This is a genomic window from Paraburkholderia lycopersici, from assembly GCF_900096975.1.
Taxonomy (GTDB): domain Bacteria; phylum Pseudomonadota; class Gammaproteobacteria; order Burkholderiales; family Burkholderiaceae; genus Paraburkholderia; species Paraburkholderia lycopersici.
This window is the reverse complement of sequence record NZ_FMYQ01000043.1, coordinates 20309-41515: the sequence shown is the minus strand read 5'-3', so window position 1 is coordinate 41515 and position 21207 is coordinate 20309. Positions and strand designations below refer to the sequence as shown.

At 63.3% G+C, this 21207-nt stretch carries 20 protein-coding genes and 1 pseudogene; 17 read left to right on the top strand and 4 right to left on the bottom strand.

What is annotated here, in order from left to right:
• From BLU17_RS34090 to BLU17_RS30210, 13 genes and pseudogenes are all read left to right on the top strand, one after another.
• A partial coding sequence (locus BLU17_RS34090; RefSeq protein ID WP_245747084.1) for a M23 family metallopeptidase occupies positions 1 to 540 on the top strand: 540 nt, incomplete at its 5' end.
• The gene (locus BLU17_RS34085; protein WP_245747083.1) at positions 503 to 1096 is read left to right on the top strand and encodes a lysozyme; all 594 of its coding nucleotides are present in this window, start codon (positions 503 to 505) and stop codon (positions 1094 to 1096) included. The genes BLU17_RS34090 and BLU17_RS34085, both read left to right, overlap by 38 nt.
• A gap of 7 nt (positions 1097 to 1103) precedes the next feature.
• The gene (locus BLU17_RS30250) at positions 1104 to 1922 is read left to right on the top strand and encodes a lysozyme inhibitor LprI family protein (RefSeq protein WP_092005823.1); all 819 of its coding nucleotides are present in this window, start codon (positions 1104 to 1106) and stop codon (positions 1920 to 1922) included.
• Between the two features lie 70 nt (positions 1923 to 1992).
• Entirely contained in the window at positions 1993 to 2277 is a 285-nt protein-coding gene (locus BLU17_RS30245; RefSeq protein ID WP_092005820.1) for a PAAR domain-containing protein, read from the top strand.
• Positions 2278 to 2817: 540 nt separating this feature from the next.
• A complete protein-coding gene (locus tag BLU17_RS33395) occupies positions 2818 to 3111 on the top strand; it encodes a hypothetical protein (RefSeq protein WP_176929236.1) in 294 nt (97 codons plus the stop codon).
• 220 nt (positions 3112 to 3331) lie between these two features.
• The gene (locus tag BLU17_RS30240; protein WP_092005817.1) at positions 3332 to 4075 is read left to right on the top strand and encodes an alpha/beta fold hydrolase; all 744 of its coding nucleotides are present in this window, start codon (positions 3332 to 3334) and stop codon (positions 4073 to 4075) included.
• Between the two features lie 196 nt (positions 4076 to 4271).
• Entirely contained in the window at positions 4272 to 4445 is a 174-nt protein-coding gene (locus BLU17_RS34480; RefSeq protein WP_342713884.1) for a hypothetical protein, read from the top strand.
• Positions 4446 to 4697: 252 nt separating this feature from the next.
• Positions 4698 to 6167 carry a methyl-accepting chemotaxis protein gene (locus tag BLU17_RS34340; protein ID WP_281247874.1) on the top strand — a complete coding sequence of 490 codons (1470 nt, stop codon included), beginning with the start codon at positions 4698 to 4700 and terminating at the stop codon, positions 6165 to 6167.
• A 119-nt stretch (positions 6168 to 6286) separates the two neighbouring features.
• Positions 6287 to 6411: pseudogene (locus tag BLU17_RS32795) on the top strand (transposase); the annotation flags it as partial.
• 266 nt (positions 6412 to 6677) lie between these two features.
• Entirely contained in the window at positions 6678 to 7712 is a 1035-nt protein-coding gene (locus tag BLU17_RS34335; RefSeq protein WP_092005812.1) for a methyl-accepting chemotaxis protein, read from the top strand.
• Between the two features lie 278 nt (positions 7713 to 7990).
• The gene (gene imuA, locus BLU17_RS30220) at positions 7991 to 8839 is read left to right on the top strand and encodes a translesion DNA synthesis-associated protein ImuA (protein WP_092005808.1); all 849 of its coding nucleotides are present in this window, start codon (positions 7991 to 7993) and stop codon (positions 8837 to 8839) included.
• On the top strand, positions 8757 to 10352 hold the full coding sequence (locus tag BLU17_RS30215) for a Y-family DNA polymerase (RefSeq protein WP_092005805.1): 1596 nt from the start codon (positions 8757 to 8759) through the stop codon (positions 10350 to 10352). Before imuA ends, BLU17_RS30215 begins: the two co-directional genes overlap by 83 nt.
• A gap of 21 nt (positions 10353 to 10373) precedes the next feature.
• Positions 10374 to 13859, top strand: a complete 3486-nt coding sequence (locus BLU17_RS30210; protein WP_092005802.1) for an error-prone DNA polymerase — start codon at positions 10374 to 10376, stop codon at positions 13857 to 13859.
• 63 nt (positions 13860 to 13922) lie between these two features.
• Here the strand turns inward: BLU17_RS30210 and BLU17_RS30205 are convergent, their stop codons facing one another.
• Both BLU17_RS30205 and BLU17_RS30200 read right to left on the bottom strand, forming a co-directional pair.
• A complete protein-coding gene (locus tag BLU17_RS30205) occupies positions 13923 to 14846 on the bottom strand; it encodes a dTDP-4-dehydrorhamnose reductase family protein (protein WP_092005799.1) in 924 nt (307 codons plus the stop codon).
• A gap of 10 nt (positions 14847 to 14856) precedes the next feature.
• On the bottom strand, positions 14857 to 15063 hold the full coding sequence (locus tag BLU17_RS30200; protein ID WP_092005796.1) for a heavy-metal-associated domain-containing protein: 207 nt from the start codon (positions 15061 to 15063) through the stop codon (positions 14857 to 14859).
• 148 nt (positions 15064 to 15211) lie between these two features.
• Between BLU17_RS30200 and cueR the strand changes: the two genes are divergently transcribed.
• Together cueR and BLU17_RS30190 are read left to right on the top strand one after the other, a co-directional pair.
• Entirely contained in the window at positions 15212 to 15637 is a 426-nt protein-coding gene (cueR, locus tag BLU17_RS30195) for a Cu(I)-responsive transcriptional regulator (RefSeq protein WP_092005826.1), read from the top strand.
• Between the two features lie 292 nt (positions 15638 to 15929).
• Positions 15930 to 16079 carry a DUF3563 family protein gene (locus BLU17_RS30190; RefSeq protein ID WP_092005793.1) on the top strand — a complete coding sequence of 50 codons (150 nt, stop codon included), beginning with the start codon at positions 15930 to 15932 and terminating at the stop codon, positions 16077 to 16079.
• Between the two features lie 584 nt (positions 16080 to 16663).
• Here BLU17_RS30190 and BLU17_RS30180 read toward each other — a convergent pair.
• Entirely contained in the window at positions 16664 to 17509 is an 846-nt protein-coding gene (locus tag BLU17_RS30180) for a 23S rRNA (adenine(2030)-N(6))-methyltransferase RlmJ (protein ID WP_092005790.1), read from the bottom strand.
• Positions 17510 to 17733: 224 nt separating this feature from the next.
• The gene (locus BLU17_RS30175) at positions 17734 to 18705 is read right to left on the bottom strand and encodes a potassium channel beta subunit family protein (protein ID WP_092005787.1); all 972 of its coding nucleotides are present in this window, start codon (positions 18703 to 18705) and stop codon (positions 17734 to 17736) included.
• Positions 18706 to 19099: 394 nt separating this feature from the next.
• Here BLU17_RS30175 and BLU17_RS30170 point away from each other — a divergent pair, with 394 nt between their 5' ends.
• Together BLU17_RS30170 and BLU17_RS30165 are read left to right on the top strand one after the other, a co-directional pair.
• On the top strand, positions 19100 to 19903 hold the full coding sequence (locus BLU17_RS30170) for a 3-hydroxybutyrate dehydrogenase (protein WP_092005784.1): 804 nt from the start codon (positions 19100 to 19102) through the stop codon (positions 19901 to 19903).
• 29 nt (positions 19904 to 19932) lie between these two features.
• A complete protein-coding gene (locus BLU17_RS30165) occupies positions 19933 to 21186 on the top strand; it encodes a DUF3734 domain-containing protein (RefSeq protein ID WP_092005781.1) in 1254 nt (417 codons plus the stop codon).
• Positions 21187 to 21207 lie beyond the last annotated feature (21 nt).

The following is a 21207-nucleotide window of genomic DNA, read 5'->3' as shown; positions in this document are numbered from 1 at the left end:
ATCTTCCCGATCCAGACCCGGCCGCTCAATGACGAAGGCGGCATCTACGGCACTCAGTCGTGCGATTACACGTGGACCAAGCAACTGCACAGTGGAGGACACGACCAGGCAAGATTCGGTGCGAACAGAGCGGGAGGCCGCAAACATGCCGCGCGAGACCTGTATGTGAAGGCCGCTACGCCGATCGTCTCAATTGCGCCTGGTATTGTCATAAAGTGCGAATTTTTCTACTGCGATACGTGGCAGATCAGCATCCACCACAAGACCTTCGACGGTCGTGAATTCATTGCCCTGTATGGCGAAGTTAAGCAATCGTCGATCACGGTGAAAGTTGGAGACACAGTTAGCCAAGGGCAGATCCTTGCTCTAAGCGGCACACTGCTAAAGCCAAACGGCACGCCGCTACACGTAGTAGGGAGTCAAAATGTGTCCATGCTGCATTTCGAATGCATATTCGGGCTCCCTCGGATTCGATGTTCATTCGAGGCTGAACGGATCCTCGATGGCTGCGCCATTTCAGCGACGCGCGGACCTGATTGATTCGCTATCGATTCTGCAGGAAGGGTACAGGGCGACCTTCCTTGACGCGCTCCCGTTGCAGCCCACTGGCCAGCGGATTCCTATTGCGCAATTGCATATCTCTGAGCCGGGCAAGGAGTTTATCAAGGGTTGGGAAGGAGTCTATTATGACGGCAGTAAAATACACACCTATTATTATGACGACAGCAAGGGCTATTGCACCGTCGGCTGGGGTCATCTAATCGGCGAAAGCAGTTGCAAGGCAAACGGCTACGTCGCGATGTCAAGCATGATCACTGTTACGGAAGCGCGGGCGCTGTTCGACCAAGATGTTGCAGTGTTCGAGGGCCGCGTAAAGAACGCGATCAGCGTACCTCTCTATCAGAACGAATACGATGCGCTGGTATCGCTCGCCTATAACATGGGCGGTCTCGGCAAAGCTCCCAGTCTATGTCGCAAACTGAACAGCGGTGACTACACAGGGGCCCCCGTTGAATTCTTGGATATTGAAAACAAGACCCGTCGTGAACGGGAGCACGACATGTTCTGTCAAAATATTTACAATTCGAATCACTGAACTAAATATGTATATTCGCGCAATCAAACTACTCAAGTCGTGGTTGGCTATTCTGATATCTGCGCTCTTGCTGCCAACTTGCTCAGCAGCCGAAGATGTTTTTCGAATGACCGGCGCAGCGCAATTCGAGCAGGGACGCGATTTTCACCACCTATCGTTTCCAGTTAATCCGGTGACGGCTGGATTCCTCACATTCGATGGCAACATATTCGTTTATCACGAGACGGGTAGCAGTTGCAGCGTGAAGGTCAACAAACGAATAAGCTTTTATGTCGATCCGATCATCTCGCACTCGTTTGGCTCGCGCGATAAATTCAATGCGTTCCTGAGTGCTAAGTTCCATGCGAATGGCGGTATGCTGACCGATACCTACCTTCTCGCCGACGCCGACGAACCGCTCTGCCTGGGGCTGCGCTACGCCACTGTCTATAAGTCGCCAGACGAAATGGTGTTGCTCGACGGCTCCTGGGCATACCTGTTTGAGCGTCAAACACATGCTCCAGCGAATACCGAGCAGAATTTTGATTGCAAAATGGCAAGCATGAAAGTTGAACACCTGATTTGCAATAACCCGGAACTTGTTAAGCTGGATGCGACAGTCAATCGCGGCTATGTCGGCATGCTGCTCACCGATTCCAAGGAGATTTCTTATGAGGACTCTGTGAGAAAGGGGCAACTGGACTGGCTAAAGAACGTGCGCAATAAATGCGAGACGCGGGCATGTCTATTCGATGCATACAGTTCGCGCATTCGCTTTATCAAGAGCCGGATATCGATCGCATATCCATCGTATCCAGCGCAGGAGCCAGATCAAGACGGCGATTGATCAGCGTGACACCATACCTGGCATTCGTGGCGTAGTTATTTAAAATTAAGGCGAATCTAAACATTTGCTAATGTGGCGTTTACAGATCATCGTTGTTGAGGATTCGACCTCGCATGGCGGCAAGGTCATTACGGGATCAGAGCTTCATACGATTGACGGAAGAAAAACAGCTCGCCTCCATGATCTAGTCGATTGCCTGGAAAAGTATCCTGACGTCCGCCCGCATGGGGTGAATAAAATCATCGAGGCCCATCCAACGTTCACGATCGGGGGCAAACAGGTCGCGCTGCATGGACATCATTCGGAATGCGGCTGTACGTTGATCGCGAGTGTTCCGGCGAGCGTTGGGGATTAGCGCGCTTGTGTTCCCTTTGACTGTGAGACAAGGCTGTCATGGCACCCTTGGGGGGGCAGCCGACCTCAAGCATCAAGTGCCCTGCCCGGGCTGGGCGATTCCAGAAATATCGAAAGGAGTTGTTGATGGCAGGTGTCCGGTTTGCGCGCGAAAGGAATGCGCCTGAGCATCGAGGACATGCATGTGATGGCGCAGGCACATAACGGGTGTTGCCTGTCTGCGGAATATGCGAGCGCACGCACGAAGCTGCGCTGGCGGTGCGCGCGAGGCCACGAGTGGGAGGCAACGCCGTTTAATGTGGGTCAGGGCAAGTGGTGTGCGACTTGCGCCCGCGAGAAGCATGGCGAGGCGTGGCTCCCAGCAATGCGCGCACTCGCCCGTGAACGCGGCGGCAGATGCTTCTCCGATACCTACGTGAACAGCCGCAGCAAACTGCGCTGGCAATGTGAGCAAAGTCATATGTGGGAGGCCGCGCCCGCCAGCATTCGCGTTTGCGGTTCGTGGTGTCTGGCGTGTGGGCATGACAGCCGCAGGCGGACCATGGACGACATGCAGGCCCTGGCTGCGCGGTATGGCGGGCAGTGCCTTTCCAGCAGTTACGCCAAAATCACAGGCAAGCTGCGCGGCGGGGCACGAATGGGTCACGTCCCCCGCGAGGGTGCGCAACGGCATCTGGTGTGCTGCCTGCTCGAAACAGGAACGCCGCGCCGTAAGGCTGGCGGAGATGCGAACGCTGGCAGACGGTCGCGGTGGCAAGTGCCTTCCCGCAGGATGCGGATGATCTGTTCGTCGGTGTGGCGCTTCTTCATCGAGTTCTCCTTGCCGCCAGGATAAGGGAACTCACTTGCCGTTTGGCTACACGATCCGTCTCAGGTCAACCTCATCCTGGCGGGAAATGGGTGCCACACGAGCGATGTTGACTGGCTCAACTTTATTAAGATATTACATGGATAATTAAAGTCATCATTCTTAAAATGAGTGGCAATCTCGAACTTGACGAGCTTCGCTGAACTGACGTTGCTCCCAGGTATGGGCCAACAAAAAGGGGAACCGCATGAGCCGCTGTCCACCCGTTATCTTCGTACATGGCTTCATCGGCACACTTGACGTAAGCGCGTTCGAAGCTGCATACGCTGCTCCGGATTTGCTGGGGTATGGCGGCCATCGATCCGTTCCATTCGACCAGATTTCTCTTCCTGCGCAGGTTGAGCATATCCGGGCGTTCATAGACGCTCACATCGGTGCGACGGTCGTTGATCTCGTCGGGCATTCCGTTGGAGGCGCAATCGCGATGCTATTCGCGCACGCTTATCCCGAACGTGTTCGTCGAATTGTCAATGTCGAAGGAAACTTCACGCTGGATGATGCATTCTGGTCTGCGTCGGTGGGACGGATGACACCAGGCGAGGCAGATGTGATGCTGGAAAGTTTCAGGGCCGACCCGCTTCGATGGCTGCGCGGCGCCATCGCCGATGCCACACCCGATATGGAGGAAGTGGCGACACGCTGGCTGAAACATCAACCTGCTTCAACTCTGCGCGCGATGGGGCGATCCGTTGTGGAGGTAACCGGCAGCGCGGACTATCTCGCCGCTTTAAACCAGGTTTTCCAGAGTCGACCGGTGTATCTGCTTTCAGGAGAGCGTTCCCGCGATGGGTGGAATGTTCCGGACTGGGCCTTAAGACAGTGCGCCGGTCACGAGAAGCTTGATCGCTGCGGTCACCTCATGATGATCGAGAGCCCGCGCGCATTCTCAGCATCGATTCAAAGATTTCTGAGCCATCCCTGCACTCCATGAGTAGTCCGAGTCGGGCTGCCTCCTCAGTCGGAGCATACGCGATTGCAGACCCGGCTACCTCCGCATCCGTTACCACACTCACCATGTCCGATACCGATCAGACATTCTCCGAGTACCTGTTTTCCTATGGCAGCTACAGCTCGAACGGGTGCAACTTGCAACGTTCGGCCGGAAGCTCGACGGCCACGCCGACTCCATGCCTGGCTACTCGCTCGCGATGCTGAAGATCAACGATCCCGAAGTCGTCGCGACGAGCGGGAAAACGCATCACCCCGTCGTCACCTATACCGGCAATCCCGGCGATCGGCATGTCATCAGGATTATGGGATTCGCGAAGGCGATGCTGGCGATGAAATTGGCAGGCGCGTGATCTCGCGTCTTCCACATCCGCTGGCATGACGACATAAGGCTGGTTGCGGGAAACGTGGCGCCAGGAAGACGCGCCCTCGCAGGTGCGCTATTGACCTGTCGGCCTCGACGTTTTTACACAGCCTCGGCCATTTCCAGCTAAAGATGCGTGTTACATAAGCCGTTAACAAAGCCTGCATTTGGGTATTTTTGTCTGCAATTTGTCAAGGCTTCGCGTCGGCTCATCATGTCAATCAAGTTAAAGCTCCGGATTATGCTGCTCGTCACACTGATCGCCATCGGAGGCGGCATCGTCGTGACGGCGTTCGGATTCAATGCGGTGAACGACGCGCAGGCGTCCTCGCACCGCCGGGAAAAGCAGATACGCGGCCTGACCGAAATCAAGGCGAGCGCGCTCTCCACGGTGGAACTCGATCCGACTTCCGACGACACCAAAAATATCTTCACCGACGCGGAACACAACATCGACAAATGGGCCGAGATCATTGCGCCGCTGTTCAATTCCCCGGATCAGCAGGCGCGGCTCGCCGCGGTGCGCTCCCGGTGGCACGCATACGACCAGAAGTCACGGCAACTGATCGAACTGGCCGCCCAGGATCCCAAGGCGGCCAACACGCAGATCGTCGCGCTCTACCACTCCGACTTCCAGCCGCTGAGCGTCTCGATCGAAGAGATCATCCGCGAAGCGGACAATCGGGCCGCGAAAGCCGATGAACTCGCCAGCCGCACCAGCACGAACGCGGTGTGGACCGTGATTGCGGTGTTGCTGGTGGCGATGGCGGTGGTGGTCGGCTGGAACCTGTTCCTGTCCCGCTCGATCCAGCGCGCGCTGGCCGGCATCCAGGGGACCCTGCAGCAGGCGAGCGAATCGCTCGACCTGACGAAGCGCGCCCCCGCTCTGGGCAACGACGAAATCAGCCAGACCGCCAACGCCTTCAACCATCTGATGTCCCGCATCGCGGACGTGATGACGGCCGTGCGGGATTCGGTGGAAGCGGTGAGTACGGCCTCGAAGCAGATCGCCGCCGGCAACGTCGACCTGTCGAGCCGCACCGAGGAGCAGGCCGCCTCGCTTCAGGAGACGGCGGCGAGCATGGAGCAACTGACCGGCACGGTGCGGCAGAACGCGGAGAACGCGCGCCAGGCCAACGGGCTCGCTCAGGCGTCGGCGGCCATCGCCGTGAAGGGCGGCAACGTGGTGGGCGACGTGGTCTCGACCATGGAGACCATTAACGGCAGTTCGGAGAAGATTGCCGACATCATCGGCGTGATCGACGGCATCGCGTTCCAGACCAACATCCTCGCGCTGAACGCCGCCGTGGAAGCGGCGCGCGCGGGCGAGCACGGCCGCGGTTTCGCCGTGGTGGCCACCGAGGTGCGCACGCTCGCGCAACGCTCGGCCGCGGCGGCCAAGGAAATCAAGACGCTGATCGAAACCTCGGTGAGCAACATCGCGGCCGGGACGAAGCTCGTCGATCAGGCGGGCAGCACGATGGGCGAGGTTGTGGCGAGCATCAAGCGCGTGACGGACATCATGGGCGAGATCGCGGCGGCCACCGACGAACAAAGCAAGGGAATCGACCAGGTGGGACAGGCGGTTACGCAGATGGACGAAGTGACCCAGCAGAACGCGGCGCTCGTGGAACAGGCGGCCGCGGCGGCGCAGTCGCTGGACGACCAGGCGACGAAGCTGCACGCGGGGGTTGCGGTTTTCAGGATTTAGGGGCGACGGACGCCTGGCTGGGGATCCGCTGTGAGTCGGGTCCGGCCGGCGGCGGACGGGGCACGTGCTCGATGCCTGCCATGCTGTCGACGATGAGGAAGCCCCCCGGATGTTACGGGGTCCGCGACGACGGCGTGGTCAGCAACAAGGCGGTCTATCTGGCACTAGGTATCCAGGCGGATGGCCAGCGTGATGTCCTGGGCCTGTGGATCGAGCAACCGAGGGTGCGAAGTTCTGGTTGAAGGGATACTTTCCACGTAATGACCAAGCTTGCTGATAGGCAGAAAACCCTCTTTTTATTTTAAGAGGGTCTTCGTGTCCTCAGAAATGCAATCCTCAAATCGGTGCGTCTTTGCTCATTGCTGGTGCTTTCAAACGTGCATCGTGGCCGAAATCCGCACCCATAATGGTTAGCAAACGTTTTCTCCATCCAGTTCTGTAGTCGCGTAATTAGGCGCGAAGCTTGCATAGGACACTCGCAGAACAAGTTCATCAGATGGGGAGTTTCGCATGTCCAATCCGCAAGCCATCGTCGATCTGACGCATGAGGTCAAACGTCTCGCGTCCGGGAAGATCAATGACATCAACGATATCAATCGGGAAACCACCTTCCTCGCACTAAACGCCCTGATCGAAGCTGCCAGGGCCGGTGACGCGGGCAAGGGCTTCGCGGTCGTGGCCAGCCAGGTGAAGCATGTCTCAACGCGTATCTCCGATATCACTACCGGGCTTAACAAGGAACTCGCCGGCTCGCTGTCGAAGCTGACAGAACTTGGTGACAACATGATCGAGAGAATGCGTTCCCTGGATGGCCAGCGCTGTACGGACCTTGCACTGAATATGATCGATATCATCGATCGCAACCTGTATGAGCGCTCGTGCGATGTGCGTTGGTGGGCAACGGATTCCGCAGTGGTCGAATGTCTCGCGGATGGGAGCGCCGGGGCGGCCAGCCACGCATGCAGCCGCCTTGAAGTCATACTGGAAAGCTATACGGTTTACCGCGACCTTTGGGTCGTCGACGCGAACGGCGTGGTCGTCGCAAACGGTCGTCACTCGACCTATGCGGTGCGGGGGCAAAACGTGGCGGGTGCCGAGTGGTACAAGTCCGCAATGAAGACTGCTTCGGGTTCGCAGTACGTTGCGTCGGACGTCGAGACACTCGCGCTGCTGCGCAATGCGCAGGTCGCAACCTATTCAACGGCGATCCGCGAGGGCGGTGCCCTCGACGGGCGCGTGCTTGGCGCACTCGTCATTTTCTTCGACTGGGCTCCGCAAGCCGAGACCGTGGTCAAAGGCGTTCGCCTGAGCGAGGAAGAATGGCGGCGTTCGCGTTGCATGATCGTGGATTCGTCATTCCGGGTCATCGCTGCTTCGGACGGCAAGGGTATTCTGGACGAGCGCTTTCGCTTGCAGACCAGCGGAAAATCTTCGGGATCCTACCGTGACGTTGACGGGTCGATCGTGTCGTTCGCAGCGACGCCGGGCTATGAGACCTATCGGGGGCTTGGCTGGTACGGCGTCATCTCCCAGAAGTCCGAATAAGAGGTCATTGCGCACGCATTGGGTTTTCCGTCGAAGACGATAATGTCCAGCTACGGTTTCCGTCGGGGTATCCGCGGGAGCCGTTAGCAAGCACGCCACCCTGGGGCCCCCACCACCCACGGCAGATCGCCGCCAAGTCTCCGCCCCCCATTTCCCGCCTTCCTTTTCCCCCACAAAATACTGTATAAATATACAGGAAGAGGAGATCTGATCGCTTCCCAACCATGCCCCATTTCCGTCGGGCAGGGCGAAGTATTCCCATCAACCAGGCACGAATCATGGCAGCAGCACTCCAGTCCATTGCGCAATCCGCCGCGCAGCTCGCCGCGCACTTGCCGTCCAGGCTGCAAAGCCGTGTCTGGCAAGGCGATCAGCTCGCCCATGCAAGCGAGCGCACGGTGCCGAGCGGTCACGCCACGCTGGACGCCCAGCTCCCAGGCGCCGGCTGGCCCGCGGGCAGCCTGACCGAACTGCTCGTCGAGCAGGGCGGCGTTGGCGAGATGCGGCTCGTCGCGCCGGCGTTGCGTGCGCTCACCGCGCAGGCTGGCCGGCACGTGCTGCTCGTCGCGCCGCCTTGGCGCCCGTACGCCTGCGCGCTCAAAGCATGGGGGCTCGCGCTGGAGCGCGTGATCTGGGTTCGCGCGGCCGAGGGCGAGGCCGCGTGGGTAGCCGAACAGGCGCTCAAGCAGGAAGGCATCGGCGCCGTGCTGCTCTGGCAGGCGAAGGCGCGCGCCGATGCGGTGCGCCGCCTGCAGGTCGCCGCCCAGGATTCGCAGGCGCTCGCGTTTTTCGTGCGGCCGCTCGCCGCGCGCAACCAGTCGTCGCCGGCGCCGCTGCGCATGACCTGCTCGCCGGTGCCCCCGCCCGCCGACGCGAACCTGAACCGGCGGCAATGGATGCAACTCGCCGCGCTTTCCGTGGACATCTTCAAGCGCCGCGGGCCGCCGCCCGCTCAACCACTCGTCATCACATTGCCGCTGCAGGATGCGGTGCTGCCCCAGCCGGACGCAGCTTCCGCCGTCATGCCGTGGCCCGGGGCCAATCATGCTGTGGATCGCCGTCACCTTGCCGCTGTTGCCGCTGGAGGCCGTGAGGCCGCTGGTGCTGTCAACGTCGTCCCTGTCTGAAGACGCCGGCGTCGATGCGGATTCCGGTGGCGCGAGCGCGCCGCGCTGCTACGCGCTCGCCGACCACACGCGCATCCTGATCGCCGATCTCGACGCGCTGCGCCTCGGCGTCCAGCCCGGCAACGCGCGCTCCCATGCGCTCGCGCTCGCGCCGGGGCTCGTGCTGCTCGAACCCGATCCGGCGCGCGAAACCCGCGCGTCCGAGGCGCTCGCGCTCGCGTTGCTCGCCTATACGCCCAGGGTGTCGCTCGCGCAGTCGCACACGCTGTTGCTCGAAGTCGGCTCGGGCTTGCGTCTTTTCGGCGGCGTGCGCGCGCTGCTCGCCAAGGTCGCGGCGACGGTGGCCAACTGCGGGCACGTCGCGCGCATTGCCTGCGCGCCCACCGCGTGGGGTGCGTGGACGCTCGCGCAGGCCCGCGCCACGCATGCCTCGCGTCGCTGGCATGCGCTCAAGAACACGACGCTTTCGCGCGTGCTCGACGCGCTGCCGGTCACGCTCGCGCCGTTCGCCGCGCAGCACGATCATGCGCTCACGCAAATCGGTTGCGCGACGCTCGGCGATCTGCGGCGGCTGCCGCGCGACGGCATCGTGCGGCGCTTCGGCGACGGCGTGCTCGGCTGGCTCGCGCAGGCGCGCGGCGAAGCGCCCGATCCGCGCGTCTGGTTCGCCGCGCCGCCGTCGTTTCACGCGTCGCTCGAATTGCAGGCGCGCGTGGAGAGCGCCGAGGCGCTGCTCTTTGCCGCGCGCCGTCTCGTGATGCTGCTGGCCGGCTGGCTCGCCGCACAACACACGGCGCTGAGCGGTTTCGAGTTGCGTCTGGAGCACGAACTGGCTTCGCGCCACGCGCCGCGCACTTCTAGCCTCACGATCGCCTGGGCGTCGCCCTCGCGCGACGCCGATCATTTGCTGTGGCTGTTGCGCGAGCGCCTCAATCAGACCGAACTCGCCGCGCCCGTGATCGGTCTTGCGCTCGTCGCCTCGCAGGTGAGCGAGTACGAGGCGCCCACCGACGCGCTCTTTCCCATGCACGAGGCTGCCGAGGCGTCGCTCGGGCAGCTCTTCGAGCGCATCGGCGCGCGGCTCGGCGAGCAGAACGTGCTGCAGCTTTTCGTCGAGGACGATCATCGGCCCGAGCTGGCGATGTCGGCGCGGCCTTACCGCGAGAGCGAAGCGAAGCGCTCGCGCAAGCCGCGCAAGGAGCGCGATATGCAGCAGGAAGCCGGCGCGAGCGCGCAGAGCGCCTTCGATCTGCCCGAGGTGCCGCTGCCGGCGCAGCCGCGCCCGGCGTGGCTGCTCGAAAAGCCGCTCAAGCTCGCGATGCGAGGCGACCGGCCCGTCTATCGGCGTCCGCTCAAGACGCTCACGCGCACCGAGCGCATCGAGTCCGGCTGGTGGGACGGCGAGGGCGTCGGGCGCGACTACTATGTCGCCGCCGACGACCGGGGCCGCATGTTCTGGCTGTATCGCGAGCGCATTGGCGGTCAGTGGTATCTGCAGGGACTTTTCGGTTAGCGCTTGTTCGTTTCAGGAATCATGTCGATCAGCGGGGCGGCCACATCGGTGCCGGCACAACTTTCTTCGAGTACGCAGCTACCCGATTACGCGGAGCTGCACTGCCTCACCAACTTCACCTTCCTGCGCGGCGCGTCGCGCCCGGGCGAGCTGGTCGAGCAGGCGATCCGTCACGGCTACCGCGCGCTCGCGATCACCGACGAATGCTCGTTCGCGGGCGTCGTGCGTGCTTACAGCGCGCTCAACGAGTACGATGAGCCGCGCAAAAAAGCGCACGACGAGGCCATGCGCGAGGTCCGCACGCGCGGCGGCAACGCGGCCGCAATGGCCGCAGTGACGCCAGCGCCGTTCGAGCCGTCGCTGCATCTGCTGATCGGCAGCGAGCTGAATCTCGTCGACGAACATGGCTCGCCGTTCTGCACGCTCGTTGCGCTCGCCATGAACCGCGAAGGCTACGGCAATCTTTGCGAACTGATCACGCTCGCGCGGTCGCGTGCGGAGAAAGGCAGCTATCGCGTGCATCCCGCCGATTTCACCGGACCCGCGCCGGGCTTCGAGCATCTGAAGCATCTGCGCGACTGCGTGCTGCTGCTCGTGCCGCAGCGAACGGCCACGCTTGCGCAAACCTTGCGCGCCGCGCACTGGCTAGCGGGCTTCGCGGCCGAGCGCGCCTGGCTCGCGCTCGAACTCTGGCAAACGGGCGGCGACGACACGCAGATCGAAGTGTTGCGCCACGTCTCGCAGGAGAGTGGTCTGCCGCTCGTCGCGGCGGGTGGCGTGCTCATGCACGCGCGCTCGCGCAAGCCGCTGCAGGACACGCTGAGCGCGATCCGCGCCGGCAAGCCGCTCGCCAAGTGCGGACGCGTGCTGGAGGCGAATGCGGAGCGTCATCTGCGCTCGCGCGTGCGGCTTGGCGCGATTTATCCGCGCGATGCCCTCGACGCCACGCTCGACGTCGCGCGCCGCTGCACGTTCTCGCTCGGCGAGCTGGCCTACGAATATCCCGAGGAACTGGTGCCGTCCGGCGAGACGCCTGCTTCGTGGCTGCGCGAGCTCGTGATGAAGGGCGCGCTGGAGCGCTGGCCCGACGGCCTGAACGAGAAGCGTCGCGAGCAGATCGAGCAGGAACTCGAGCTCATCACCGAGCTGAAATACGAGAAGTACTTCCTGACCGTGCACGACATCGTCCGCTACGCTCGCGAGCAGAAGATCCTGTGCCAGGGGCGCGGCTCGGCGGCGAACTCGGTGGTCTGCTACTGCCTGAAGATCACGGAAATCGATCCGGTGCGCATGAACATGCTCGTCGCGCGCTTTCTGTCCCGCGCGCGCAACGAGCCGCCCGACATCGACGTGGACTTCGAGCATCAGCGTCGCGAGGAAGTCATCCAGTACATCTACCGCAAGTACGGCACACGCCGCGCCGCGCTGGCCGCGACGCTCATCACCTATCGTTCGCGCAGCGCGCTGCGCGACGTCGGCAAGGCGCTCGGCCTCGACAATGCGCTTGTCGAAAAGCTGTCGGGCGCGCACCAGTGGTGGGACGGTCCCGATTCGATCGCGCGCCATCTGGAGGAGGCGGGTTTCTCGCCGGATTCGCATGTCACGCAGCAACTCATCCGGCTCACGCGCGAACTGCGCGGTTTTCCGCGCCATCTTTCGCAGCACGTGGGCGGCTTCGTGATCGCGCGCGACAAGCTTTCGCGTCTCGTGCCGATCGAAAACGCGGCGATGAAGGACCGCTACGTGATCGAGTGGGACAAGGACGATATCGACGCGCTGCGCCTTCTGAAGATGGACGTGCTCGCGCTCGGCATGCTCTCGGCGATCCGGCGCTCGCTCGAATTCGTGGCGCTGCGGCGCGGCCTGCCCGAAATGCGCGTGCAGGACATTCCGGTGGAGGACCCGGCGGTGTATCGCATGTGCGCCAAGGCCGATACGGTCGGCGTGTTCCAGATCGAGTCGCGCGCGCAGCAGAGCATGTTGCCGCGTTTGCGCCCGCGCACCTATTACGACCTCGTGATCCAGGTGGCGATCGTGCGCCCTGGGCCGATTCAGGGGAACATGGTGCATCCGTACCTGAAGCGCAGGCGCGGGGACGAGGAGGTGGTGTACGCGAAGGAAGCATTGCGTCCGGTGCTCGAACGCACGCTCGGCGTGCCGATCTTCCAGGAGCAGGTGATGCATCTCGCGATGGTCGCCGCCGACTACACCGCCGAGGAAGCCGACAAGCTGCGCCGCGCGATGGCCGCATGGCGGCGCGACGGCGATTTGCGTCCGTATCAGGACGATCTTACGAAGCGCATGTGCAAGAACGGCTACACGCAGGATTTTGCCGACCGCATCTGCAAGCAGATCGAGGGTTTCGGCGACTACGGCTTTCCGGAAAGCCATGCGGCGAGTTTCGCGCTGCTCGTCTACACGAGCTCGTGGCTCAAGCGCTACGAGCCCGCGGCGTTTCTGGCAGGGCTGCTGAACAGCCAGCCGCTCGGGTTTTATTCGCCTTCGCAGCTCGTGCAGGATGCGAAACGTCACGGCGTGCAGGTGCGCGCGCCCGATATCGCGCTGAGCGACTGGGAGTCGGTGCTGGAAAGGCGCGGCGTACCCGGTCAGCGCTTCGACGCCGAGGCGGTCCGCGCGCGCCGCGACGAAGCGGGGCGTTATCGCGCGCTGCTCGACGCAGCCGCATTGGCGCAAAGGGGCACGCTCAAGCGCGGCAGGCGGCGGCGCAGGTTCATGGATGGCCTCAAGCGCGTCGTGCGCGCGCGCATTGCGATCGCACCGCGGCGTTATGGGCGCGGCGGCCCGGCCGTGCGCCTCGGCTTCAGCCTCATCAAGGGCTTTTCCGAAGATGCCGCGCGGCGTGTGATGGAGGCACGCGAGCGCGCACCGTTCACCGATGTCGACGACCTCGCGCGGCGCGCGGCGCTCACGCGGCGCGAGCTGGAGGCGCTGGCGGCGGCGAACGCGCTCGCGAGCATCGCGGGCCACCGGCGCGAGGCGTGGTGGGCCGTGACCGCGCAGCACGCGGTTCCCGCGCTGCTGCGCGATGCCCCCGTCGCCGAGGCGCCGCTCGCGCTGCCGCGCGCTTCCGAAGGCGCGGAGATCGTCGCCGATTATGCGAGCCTGCGGCTCACGCTGAATCGTCATCCGCTCGAACTGCTGCGTCGCGGTCTGGCGAAGCAGCGCTTTCGCACAGCGGAGCAACTGGCGCACTGCCGGCACGGCATGCTCGCGCGCGTATGCGGGATCGTGACGGTGCGGCAGCGGCCCGGCACGGCGAACGGCACGATCTTCGTGTCGCTCGAAGACGAGACCGGCAGCGTCAACGTGATCGTGCACGCGGCGCTCGTCGAGTCGCAGCGCAAGGAGCTGTTAGGGGCGTCGCTGCTGGCGGTGGCGGGCGTGGTGCAGCGCGAAGGCGAGGTCGTGCATCTGGTCGCGCAGCGGCTGGAGGATCACAGCCGGCTGCTCGGGCGGCTCGCGACGGAGAGCCGGAATTTCCACTGAGATTTTCACCGAGGGGCGAGCGTGCAACAGCCTGACCATTTGATGTAGCGACGCCGCTTGTCGTTACGCGTTGCCCGGCGCGGCGCGGTTCGTGAAAGCGTCGAGCACCGCACGAATCGCGGCGTCGAACGATGTGCGGCGGCCCATGCCCAGCGCCTCGAGGCGGCTCGAATCGAGGTGGCAGTCGCGCGGACGCGGTGTGGCGTCCGTCGGCGTGGGCTGGGCGAGGAGCCGCGCCTCCACGCCCAGCGCCTGCGCGAGCCGCCCGGCGATGTCGGACTTCGTCATCGGCTCGTCGCCGGACCATTGCGCGATGCCGCGCACGGGCTCGCCGTCCGCGCAGCGCAGCAGCAGTTCGCGGATCACGAACGCCACGTCGGGCGTGAACGTGGGATAGCGCGTGGCCCACGCATCCATCGGCGCCGCCTGCGCCCCGGGCTGTGCCGAGGCGACGATGGCCGGCACGAGGCTCCTCACCGCCGACTCGTGCCAGCCGACGATCGGCCCGTACAGCAAGGGCAGCCGCAGCACGAGAGCGTTGTCGCTGGTCTCGAGCAGCACTCGCTCGCCTTCGAGCTTGCTATGGCCATAGGCGTTGAGCGGGTTCGGCGCGTCCTCGATCCGGTAGGGCGGCCGGGTGCCGTCGAAAACGTAATCGGTGGAAATCGAGAGCACCCACGCGCCGCGCCGCCGCGCCGCCGCGGCGATGCTGCGTACTGCATCGACATTGAGCGCACGCGCTGCCGCCGGGTCATGCTCGCAGACGTCGGGACGGCGTTCGGCGGCGGCCAGCACGATCGCATCGGGCGCCTCGCGCTCGACGAACGCGCTCACGGCCTGCGCATCGCGCACGTCGAGCACGGCCTGCTGCGGACCGCCGTGACGGAACGCGGTCGGCACGACCTGCCAGGCGGTTTCCGCGGCGAGTTCGCGGACCACGGCGCGCCCGAGCAGCCCCGAAGCACCGATCACGGCAACCTTGAACATGGCGCGGCCGTTAGACGCTGGACGTGCCGACCACGGTATAGCCGGCTTCGTCGATCGCGGACTTCAGCACGTCGGCGCTCTGGTTTGATTCGACCTTTACGCGGCCGGCGGCCAGATCGACCTCGACCAGGGCCTGCGCGTCATGCTCGTGAATCGCGCGCGTGACGGCACCCACGCAATGCTGGCAACTCATGCCTTCGACGTTGAACTGGATCATCGTGTCTTCCTTTTTCAGAAATTGAGACTTGTTACCACTGGATGAGGCCGTCGCCGGATTATGCCAGCCGGGGCTTGTTGTCGCGCTGGACCTTCCCATTATGGGAACGTGTACGATCGAGCAATTGACCAAACGGCAGGAGAACGGCGTGAACATCGGCGAAGCGGCGCGCGCATCGGGCGTCACGGCAAAAATGATTCGCTACTACGAAAGCGTCGGATTGCTGGCGCCCAAGGGGCGCACGGAGTCCGGGTATCGCGTGTATGGCACGGAGGAAGTGCATTCGCTGCGCTTCATCCGCCAGGCGCGCCGACTGGGCTTCCTCGTTGACGACATCCGGCGCCTGCTGGCGCTCTGGCGCGACCGCTCGCGTACTAGCGCCGAGGTCAAGTCGATTGCGCTCGAGCATGTCTCGGAACTCGACCAGCGCATCGCCGAACTGACGCAGATGCGCGACACGCTCGCCCACCTCGCCGCGCATTGCCACGGCGATGATCGGCCCGACTGCCCGATCATCGAGCGGCTCGCCGACAGTGCGACGCCGGACTGTCACCAGAGCACCCGTGCGCACTGAGCACAGGCGCAACCGCTGCGGGCAAATTGACGCAACTCCTCTGGCTTCTCGCACCAATTCGGTGCGTTTATTTGCGGTGCGGCCGTGGCGTCTACGAGTTTGCTAAGAAATGTGCCGATAAAACATGATGTTGCCAATTCTTGTTCGGTGTCCATTCCAAAACGGAATGCACTGCATTCGGGCAATTCACTGGCAAAGACCGGTGCAGGCGCTATAATGCGGGTTATCCCTTACTAGGGTTATCCCTGATGCGAATTCACCGGGGATCGCCGAATCCTTGGAGCACACCGTCATGTTTGCGTACCTTCTTGAAAAGCTGAGCACCTGGTTTGAAACTGCCGAACGTCGCCGCCGCGAAGCGTATCTCGCTTCGTCGACCGATATCGTGCAACTCGAACAGCGTATTCGTTCGATCGAAACGAACGGCTATAACTCGCTGTAAGCTGGTTTCAAAAGCACTATCGCAAGCCCCGCATTGGCGGGGCTTTGTCATTTCTGCACCGTCAACCGAACAGAGTCTGAGCCTTCCCACCGCGGTAAGGTAAAGTCTTTTTGCGACAAGCCGTCATAGCATTGGCATCGCTTTCTATCCGGGGGTGTCCATGGTGCAAGACCGTATTTCCCACCGCGTTTTTCGTCTGCCTGACCGTGCGTTGCGTCGTTGTTCTGTTGCACGGGCCGGTCTGATCGCCGTTGCCATGGCGTGGGCGAGCGCCAGCGCGCATGCGGGGCAGCCGCTTGTGCTGGATACGCAGAGGGGCATCAGCGATGGCCAATCGGGGCTGGTGCTGCAGAACGCGCCGCTTTCGCACGAACCGATGGTCCATGCGGCACAGCCGGCCGGACTGGCGCCGGATTCGTCCCAGCCTTACATCGTTGCGCCGTATGTGGAGGTCCCCGGCAGCAGCGGGCGGCCGAATCCGCCGCGCCCGCCTCATTCTCCTCACCGTCCGTCGTCGCCGCGTCCACAGCCACTACCCGCGCCGCAGTAATGCGGCTTGCGCGGGCCGACTCGGACCGCGCGGATCAGTCGCCGCGCGACTCGATCCCGAATTGCGCGCCGGCGTCCTGACCGAGCGTTTTCACGAGCCACGGCAGCGCATCTTTCATGGTCGCTTCGAGCGTGTAGGGCGGATTCAGGATGAACATGCCGCTGCCGTAAAGGCCGAAGCCGTCTTCGGGCGCCTTGCTCACCGAAAGTGTGAGATGCAGCCAGTTTTTCTGCTGAAGGCGCTTGAGCTGTTCGGGGAAGCGCTGCGCCTCGGGGCGCGCGACCTGCGGATACCACACCGCATACGTGCCGTTCGCGAAGCGCTTGAGGCTTTCCTCCACGCAAGTGAGCGTGCGCGCGTAATCGCGCTTGTCCTCGAAGGATGGGTCGATCAGCACGAGCGCCCGGCGCGGCGGCGGGGGCAGCAGCGCCTTGATGCCGTCGAACCCGTCGCCGGCATAGATCATCACGCGCCGCCCCGCGTCGTGAAAGCGGTGGCGCAGAACTTCGATTTCCGTACTGTGCAGCTCGAAGAGCCGCATGCGGTCTTGTTCGCGCATGAGCCGCCACGCCAGATAGGGCGAACCTGGGTAGAAGCGCAAGTTGCCGTCGGGGTTTAGTGCCGCCACCTCGTCGACGTAGTCCGCGAGCGCCGCAGGCAGGTCGTCGCGGCCCCACAGCTTGCCGATACCCGTGTCGAATTCGGCGTTCTTCGTTGCGTAGCCTTCGCGCAGCGCGTAGGCGCCAGCGCCGGCATGCGTGTCGATATACCAGTACGCCTTGTCCTTCTTGCCGAGGTAATGCAGCAGTTGCACGACGACGGTGTGTTTGAGAACGTCGGCATGATTGCCGGCGTGGAAGGCGTGACGGTAGCTCAGCATGATGGGCGGGACACGGGGTCCGGTGAGAACGGGGAATACGGTAGTGGCGGCGCGTTAGGCGCGCCGCCTGCGACATGCGCCGACCGAATGACGAGAGCGTGGATCGAGCGGCGAGGCCGCGTATTGTACGCCACCACCGGTACGCCACCACCGGTACGCCACCGCCGGTACGCCACCACCGGTGCGCCACTGCAGATGCCTTACCGCGTAGCGCGCCCGGATGCTCAGTCGTAAGCGTCGCCGACGATCGCCCCGATCTGCGTCTTGATGTCCGGTGTGATCTTTTCCGCCACCTCGCGCGCCTTCATGTTCTCGCCGATCTGCTCCACGCGCGACGCCCCCGTGATGACCGTGCTCACATGCGGATTTTTCAGGATCCACGCGAGCGCCAGTTGCCCCGCCGAGCAGTCGAGCTGCTTCGCGAACCCGGCGAGCCTCCCGACGATCTCATTCTTGGCCACGTCCGTGACGTTCTTGCGCAGCCAGTCGTAGCCCTGCAGTTCAGCGCGACTGCCGGAGGGCACGCCGCTGCGGTATTTGCCGGTGAGGAGTCCCGAGGCGAGCGGGCTCCAGGTGGTGAGGCCAAGCCCGATGTCCTCGTAGAGTCGACGGTATTCGTCTTCCACACGCTTGCGATGGAACAGGTTGTATTGCGGCTGCTCCATGACGGGTTTGTGAAGGTGATGGCGCTCAGCAATTTCCCATGCGCCGCGGATTTCGTCGGCGCTCCATTCCGACGTGCCCCAGTAAAGCGCCTTGCCGCGCGTAATCATGTCGCTCATGGCCCAGACGGTTTCCTCGACCGGCGTGTTCGGGTCGGGGCGGTGGCAGAACACGAGATCGACGTAATCGAGCTGCAGCCGCTTGAGCGAGCCGTCGATGGCGTTCATCAGGTATTTGCGGTTGAGCGTGTGGTACTGGTTGGGCGCTTCGTTCAAACCCCAGAAGAACTTGGTCGAGATCACGTAGCTCACGCGCGGCCACGCCAGTTCCTTGAGGGCCTGGCCCATGAGTTCTTCCGACTTGCCGGCGGCGTAGACCTCGGCGTTGTCGAAGAAGTTGACGCCGGCGTCGCGCGCGGCCGCGAGAGATTCGCGCGCGAGCTTCGCGTCGACCTGATTGCCATAGGTCACCCACGAGCCGATGGACAGTTCGCTTACCTGCAAGCCTGAGCGGCCCAGTCGCCGATAGTTCATGAACGCCTCCTGTCGACGCAGTTAGCGCGTTGGCCGAAGTGGGTGCCCTGGCACCGACTCCGGTCTCATAGCGCTTCCTGCTGTTCAATGAAAGAAGTCTGCTGTCGAGTTCGCAAAACTAGCACGACTTCGTCGTTGGCGCTGAACGGGACAGCGCCTCGCGCCGTGCGGCGGAAAACGCTTTGCCAGTCCGGCTTGGTGCTCCGTGCAAGCGCCTTCATGCACAATAGCGCCGTTGGCCGCGACGCAACATCTGGCCGGATGGCATAAGCCATTCGTCAGGTTTGACGGCGCGCGTGCCGAGGTCTCATCCTGTCGAACCAGAGTCGGCGCTCGAGCGCCATGCCCTGGTTCCATGCAACGTGGTCGCGGTTCACTAACCTGGAGGTGTCGGATGTCGTCTCTCTCTCTGAACACGAAACTCGATGGCAAGGTCGCAGTCGTTACCGGCGCGGCCAGCGGCATCGGCAAGCAGATCGCGCTCACGCTCGCGCAGGCGGGCGCAGCGGTCGCCATTGCCGACCTCAACCAGAGCGGCGCGGACGCCGTGGCGGAAGAGATCAAGGGCGCAGGCGGCAAGGCCATCGGCGTCGCCATGGACGTCACGAGCGAGGAGGCGGTGAATCAGGGCATCGACCGAGTCGCGGCTGAGTTCGGTCCGGTCGACATTCTCGTTTCGAATGCCGGCATCCAGATCGTGAACCCGATCGAGAACTACGCGTTCTCCGACTGGAAGAAGATGCAGGCCATCCACGTGGACGGCGCCTTCCTCACGACCAAAGCGGTGCTCAAGCACATGTACAAGGACGACCGCGGCGGCGTCGTGATCTACATGGGTTCGGTGCATTCGCACGAAGCCTCGCCGCTCAAGTCGGCGTACGTCGCGGCCAAGCACGCGCTTCTGGGGCTCGCGCGCGTGCTCGCGAAGGAAGGCGGCAAGCACAACGTGCGCTCGCACGTCGTGTGTCCGGGGTTTGTGCGCACGCCGCTCGTGGAAAAGCAGATTCCCGAGCAGGCGAAGGAACTCGGCATTTCCGAGGAGGAAGTCGTCAAGCGCGTGATGCTGGGCGGCACCGTTGACGGCATCTTCACGACCGTCGAGGACGTCGCGCAAACGGTGCTGTTCCTCTCGGCCTTTCCGAGCGCTGCGTTCACGGGCCAGTCCTTCGTGGTGAGCCACGGCTGGTTCATGCAATAACGCACGCATCGAGCGGAGGAGGCGCGGCCATGGCGCAACGCAAGAAGGGACAGGTCCAGTCGAGCGCGGTCGGCGAAGAGGCCGGCATGCACGCGGCTGCGGCGCCGCGTCCGCGTATTTCGCAGTGCGGCGGGGAGACGCAGCAGTGGGAAACCGTCGCGCTCACGCTGCAGGGCGGCGGCGCGCTCGGCGCGTATCAGGCGGGCGTGTACGAAGGGCTATTCGAGGCCGGCATCGTGCCCAACTGGATCGCGGGTATTTCGATCGGCGCGCTCAATACCGCGATCATCGCGGGCAATGCGCCCGAGCATCGCGTGGCGAGGCTGCGCGAGTTCTGGGAGACGATCTGCCAGCCGGCCTACAGCCCGCCGCTGCCGCCGTTCATCGAGCACGCGCTTTTCAATGCCAACGCTTCCGTGCGCAAGACCTTCACGGCCTTGCAGGCGGCGGGTGCGGTCGTCGAAGGCCAGAAGGGCTTTTTCGTGCCGCGCTTTCCGCCGCCGCTGCCTACCGACTCGGGCTCGCCGGAAAGAGCCAGCTACTACGACACGAAACCCCTCAAGGCCACGCTCGAGCGGCTCTGCGATTTCGATCGCATCAACTCGGGCGAAACGCGCGTGTCCGTGGGCGCGGTCAACGTGGGTAGCGGCAACTTCGTCTATTTCGACACCACGACCACTGCGTTGCGGCCCGAGCACTTCATCGCCTCGGGCGCGCTGCCGCCGGGCTTCGCGGCGGTGGAGATCGACGGCGAGTATTACTGGGACGGCGGTCTGATGTCGAATACGCCGCTCTACGAGGTGATACAGACCACGCCGAGGCGCGACACGCTCGCGTTCCAGGTCGATTTGTGGAGTGCGCGCGGGCCGGTGCCCGACAACATCATCGACGTGCAGGGCCGCGTGAAGGATATTCAGTATTCGAGCCGCACGCGTCTCGTGACCGACATGCTGCAGCGTTCGCAACGGTTTCGCCACGTGTTGCGCGAAGTGCTCGATCGCGTCGCGCCCGAGCATCGCGACGACCCGTGGATCGCGCTGGCGGACGAGCTCTCGTGCTCGAGGAAATACAACGTCATCCACCTCATCTACCGGCAGAAGGAGTACGAGGGGCATTTCAAGGACTACCAGTTCGGCATTTCGACGATGCGCGAGCATTGGGCCAGCGGCTTGCAGGACATCCGTGCCTCGCTCGTGCAGCCGGGTTGGCTCGACAAGCCCGACAACGACTCGGGTTTCGTCACGCACGATATCCATCGCGACATGCGCGGCCACGGCGGCTGAGTTTCCGCCGGGTTTCCTGGC

Bases quoted from the DNA above. Each gene is read 5' to 3' on its own strand.
- BLU17_RS30190 (WP_092005793.1), top strand. From the start codon at position 15,930: ATGTTTGCGTACCTTCTTGAAAAGCTGAGCACCTGGTTTGAAACTGCC.
- BLU17_RS33395 (WP_176929236.1), top strand. From the start codon at position 2,818: ATGGACGACATGCAGGCCCTGGCTGCGCGGTATGGCGGGCAGTGCCTT.
- BLU17_RS30240 (WP_092005817.1), top strand. From the start codon at position 3,332: ATGAGCCGCTGTCCACCCGTTATCTTCGTACATGGCTTCATCGGCACA.
- BLU17_RS30215 (WP_092005805.1), top strand. From the start codon at position 8,757: ATGCTGTGGATCGCCGTCACCTTGCCGCTGTTGCCGCTGGAGGCCGTG.
- BLU17_RS30210 (WP_092005802.1), top strand. From the start codon at position 10,374: ATGTCGATCAGCGGGGCGGCCACATCGGTGCCGGCACAACTTTCTTCG.
- BLU17_RS30245 (WP_092005820.1), top strand. From the start codon at position 1,993: ATGTGGCGTTTACAGATCATCGTTGTTGAGGATTCGACCTCGCATGGC.
- BLU17_RS30200 (WP_092005796.1), bottom strand. From the start codon at position 15,063: ATGATCCAGTTCAACGTCGAAGGCATGAGTTGCCAGCATTGCGTGGGT.
- BLU17_RS34085 (WP_245747083.1), top strand. From the start codon at position 503: ATGGCTGCGCCATTTCAGCGACGCGCGGACCTGATTGATTCGCTATCG.
- imuA (WP_092005808.1), top strand. From the start codon at position 7,991: ATGGCAGCAGCACTCCAGTCCATTGCGCAATCCGCCGCGCAGCTCGCC.
- BLU17_RS30250 (WP_092005823.1), top strand. From the start codon at position 1,104: ATGTATATTCGCGCAATCAAACTACTCAAGTCGTGGTTGGCTATTCTG.
- BLU17_RS30170 (WP_092005784.1), top strand. From the start codon at position 19,100: ATGTCGTCTCTCTCTCTGAACACGAAACTCGATGGCAAGGTCGCAGTC.
- BLU17_RS34335 (WP_092005812.1), top strand. From the start codon at position 6,678: ATGTCCAATCCGCAAGCCATCGTCGATCTGACGCATGAGGTCAAACGT.
- BLU17_RS34480 (WP_342713884.1), top strand. From the start codon at position 4,272: ATGCCTGGCTACTCGCTCGCGATGCTGAAGATCAACGATCCCGAAGTC.
- BLU17_RS30180 (WP_092005790.1), bottom strand. From the start codon at position 17,509: ATGCTGAGCTACCGTCACGCCTTCCACGCCGGCAATCATGCCGACGTT.
- BLU17_RS30165 (WP_092005781.1), top strand. From the start codon at position 19,933: ATGGCGCAACGCAAGAAGGGACAGGTCCAGTCGAGCGCGGTCGGCGAA.
- BLU17_RS30205 (WP_092005799.1), bottom strand. From the start codon at position 14,846: ATGTTCAAGGTTGCCGTGATCGGTGCTTCGGGGCTGCTCGGGCGCGCC.
- BLU17_RS34340 (WP_281247874.1), top strand. From the start codon at position 4,698: ATGCTGCTCGTCACACTGATCGCCATCGGAGGCGGCATCGTCGTGACG.
- BLU17_RS30175 (WP_092005787.1), bottom strand. From the start codon at position 18,705: ATGAACTATCGGCGACTGGGCCGCTCAGGCTTGCAGGTAAGCGAACTG.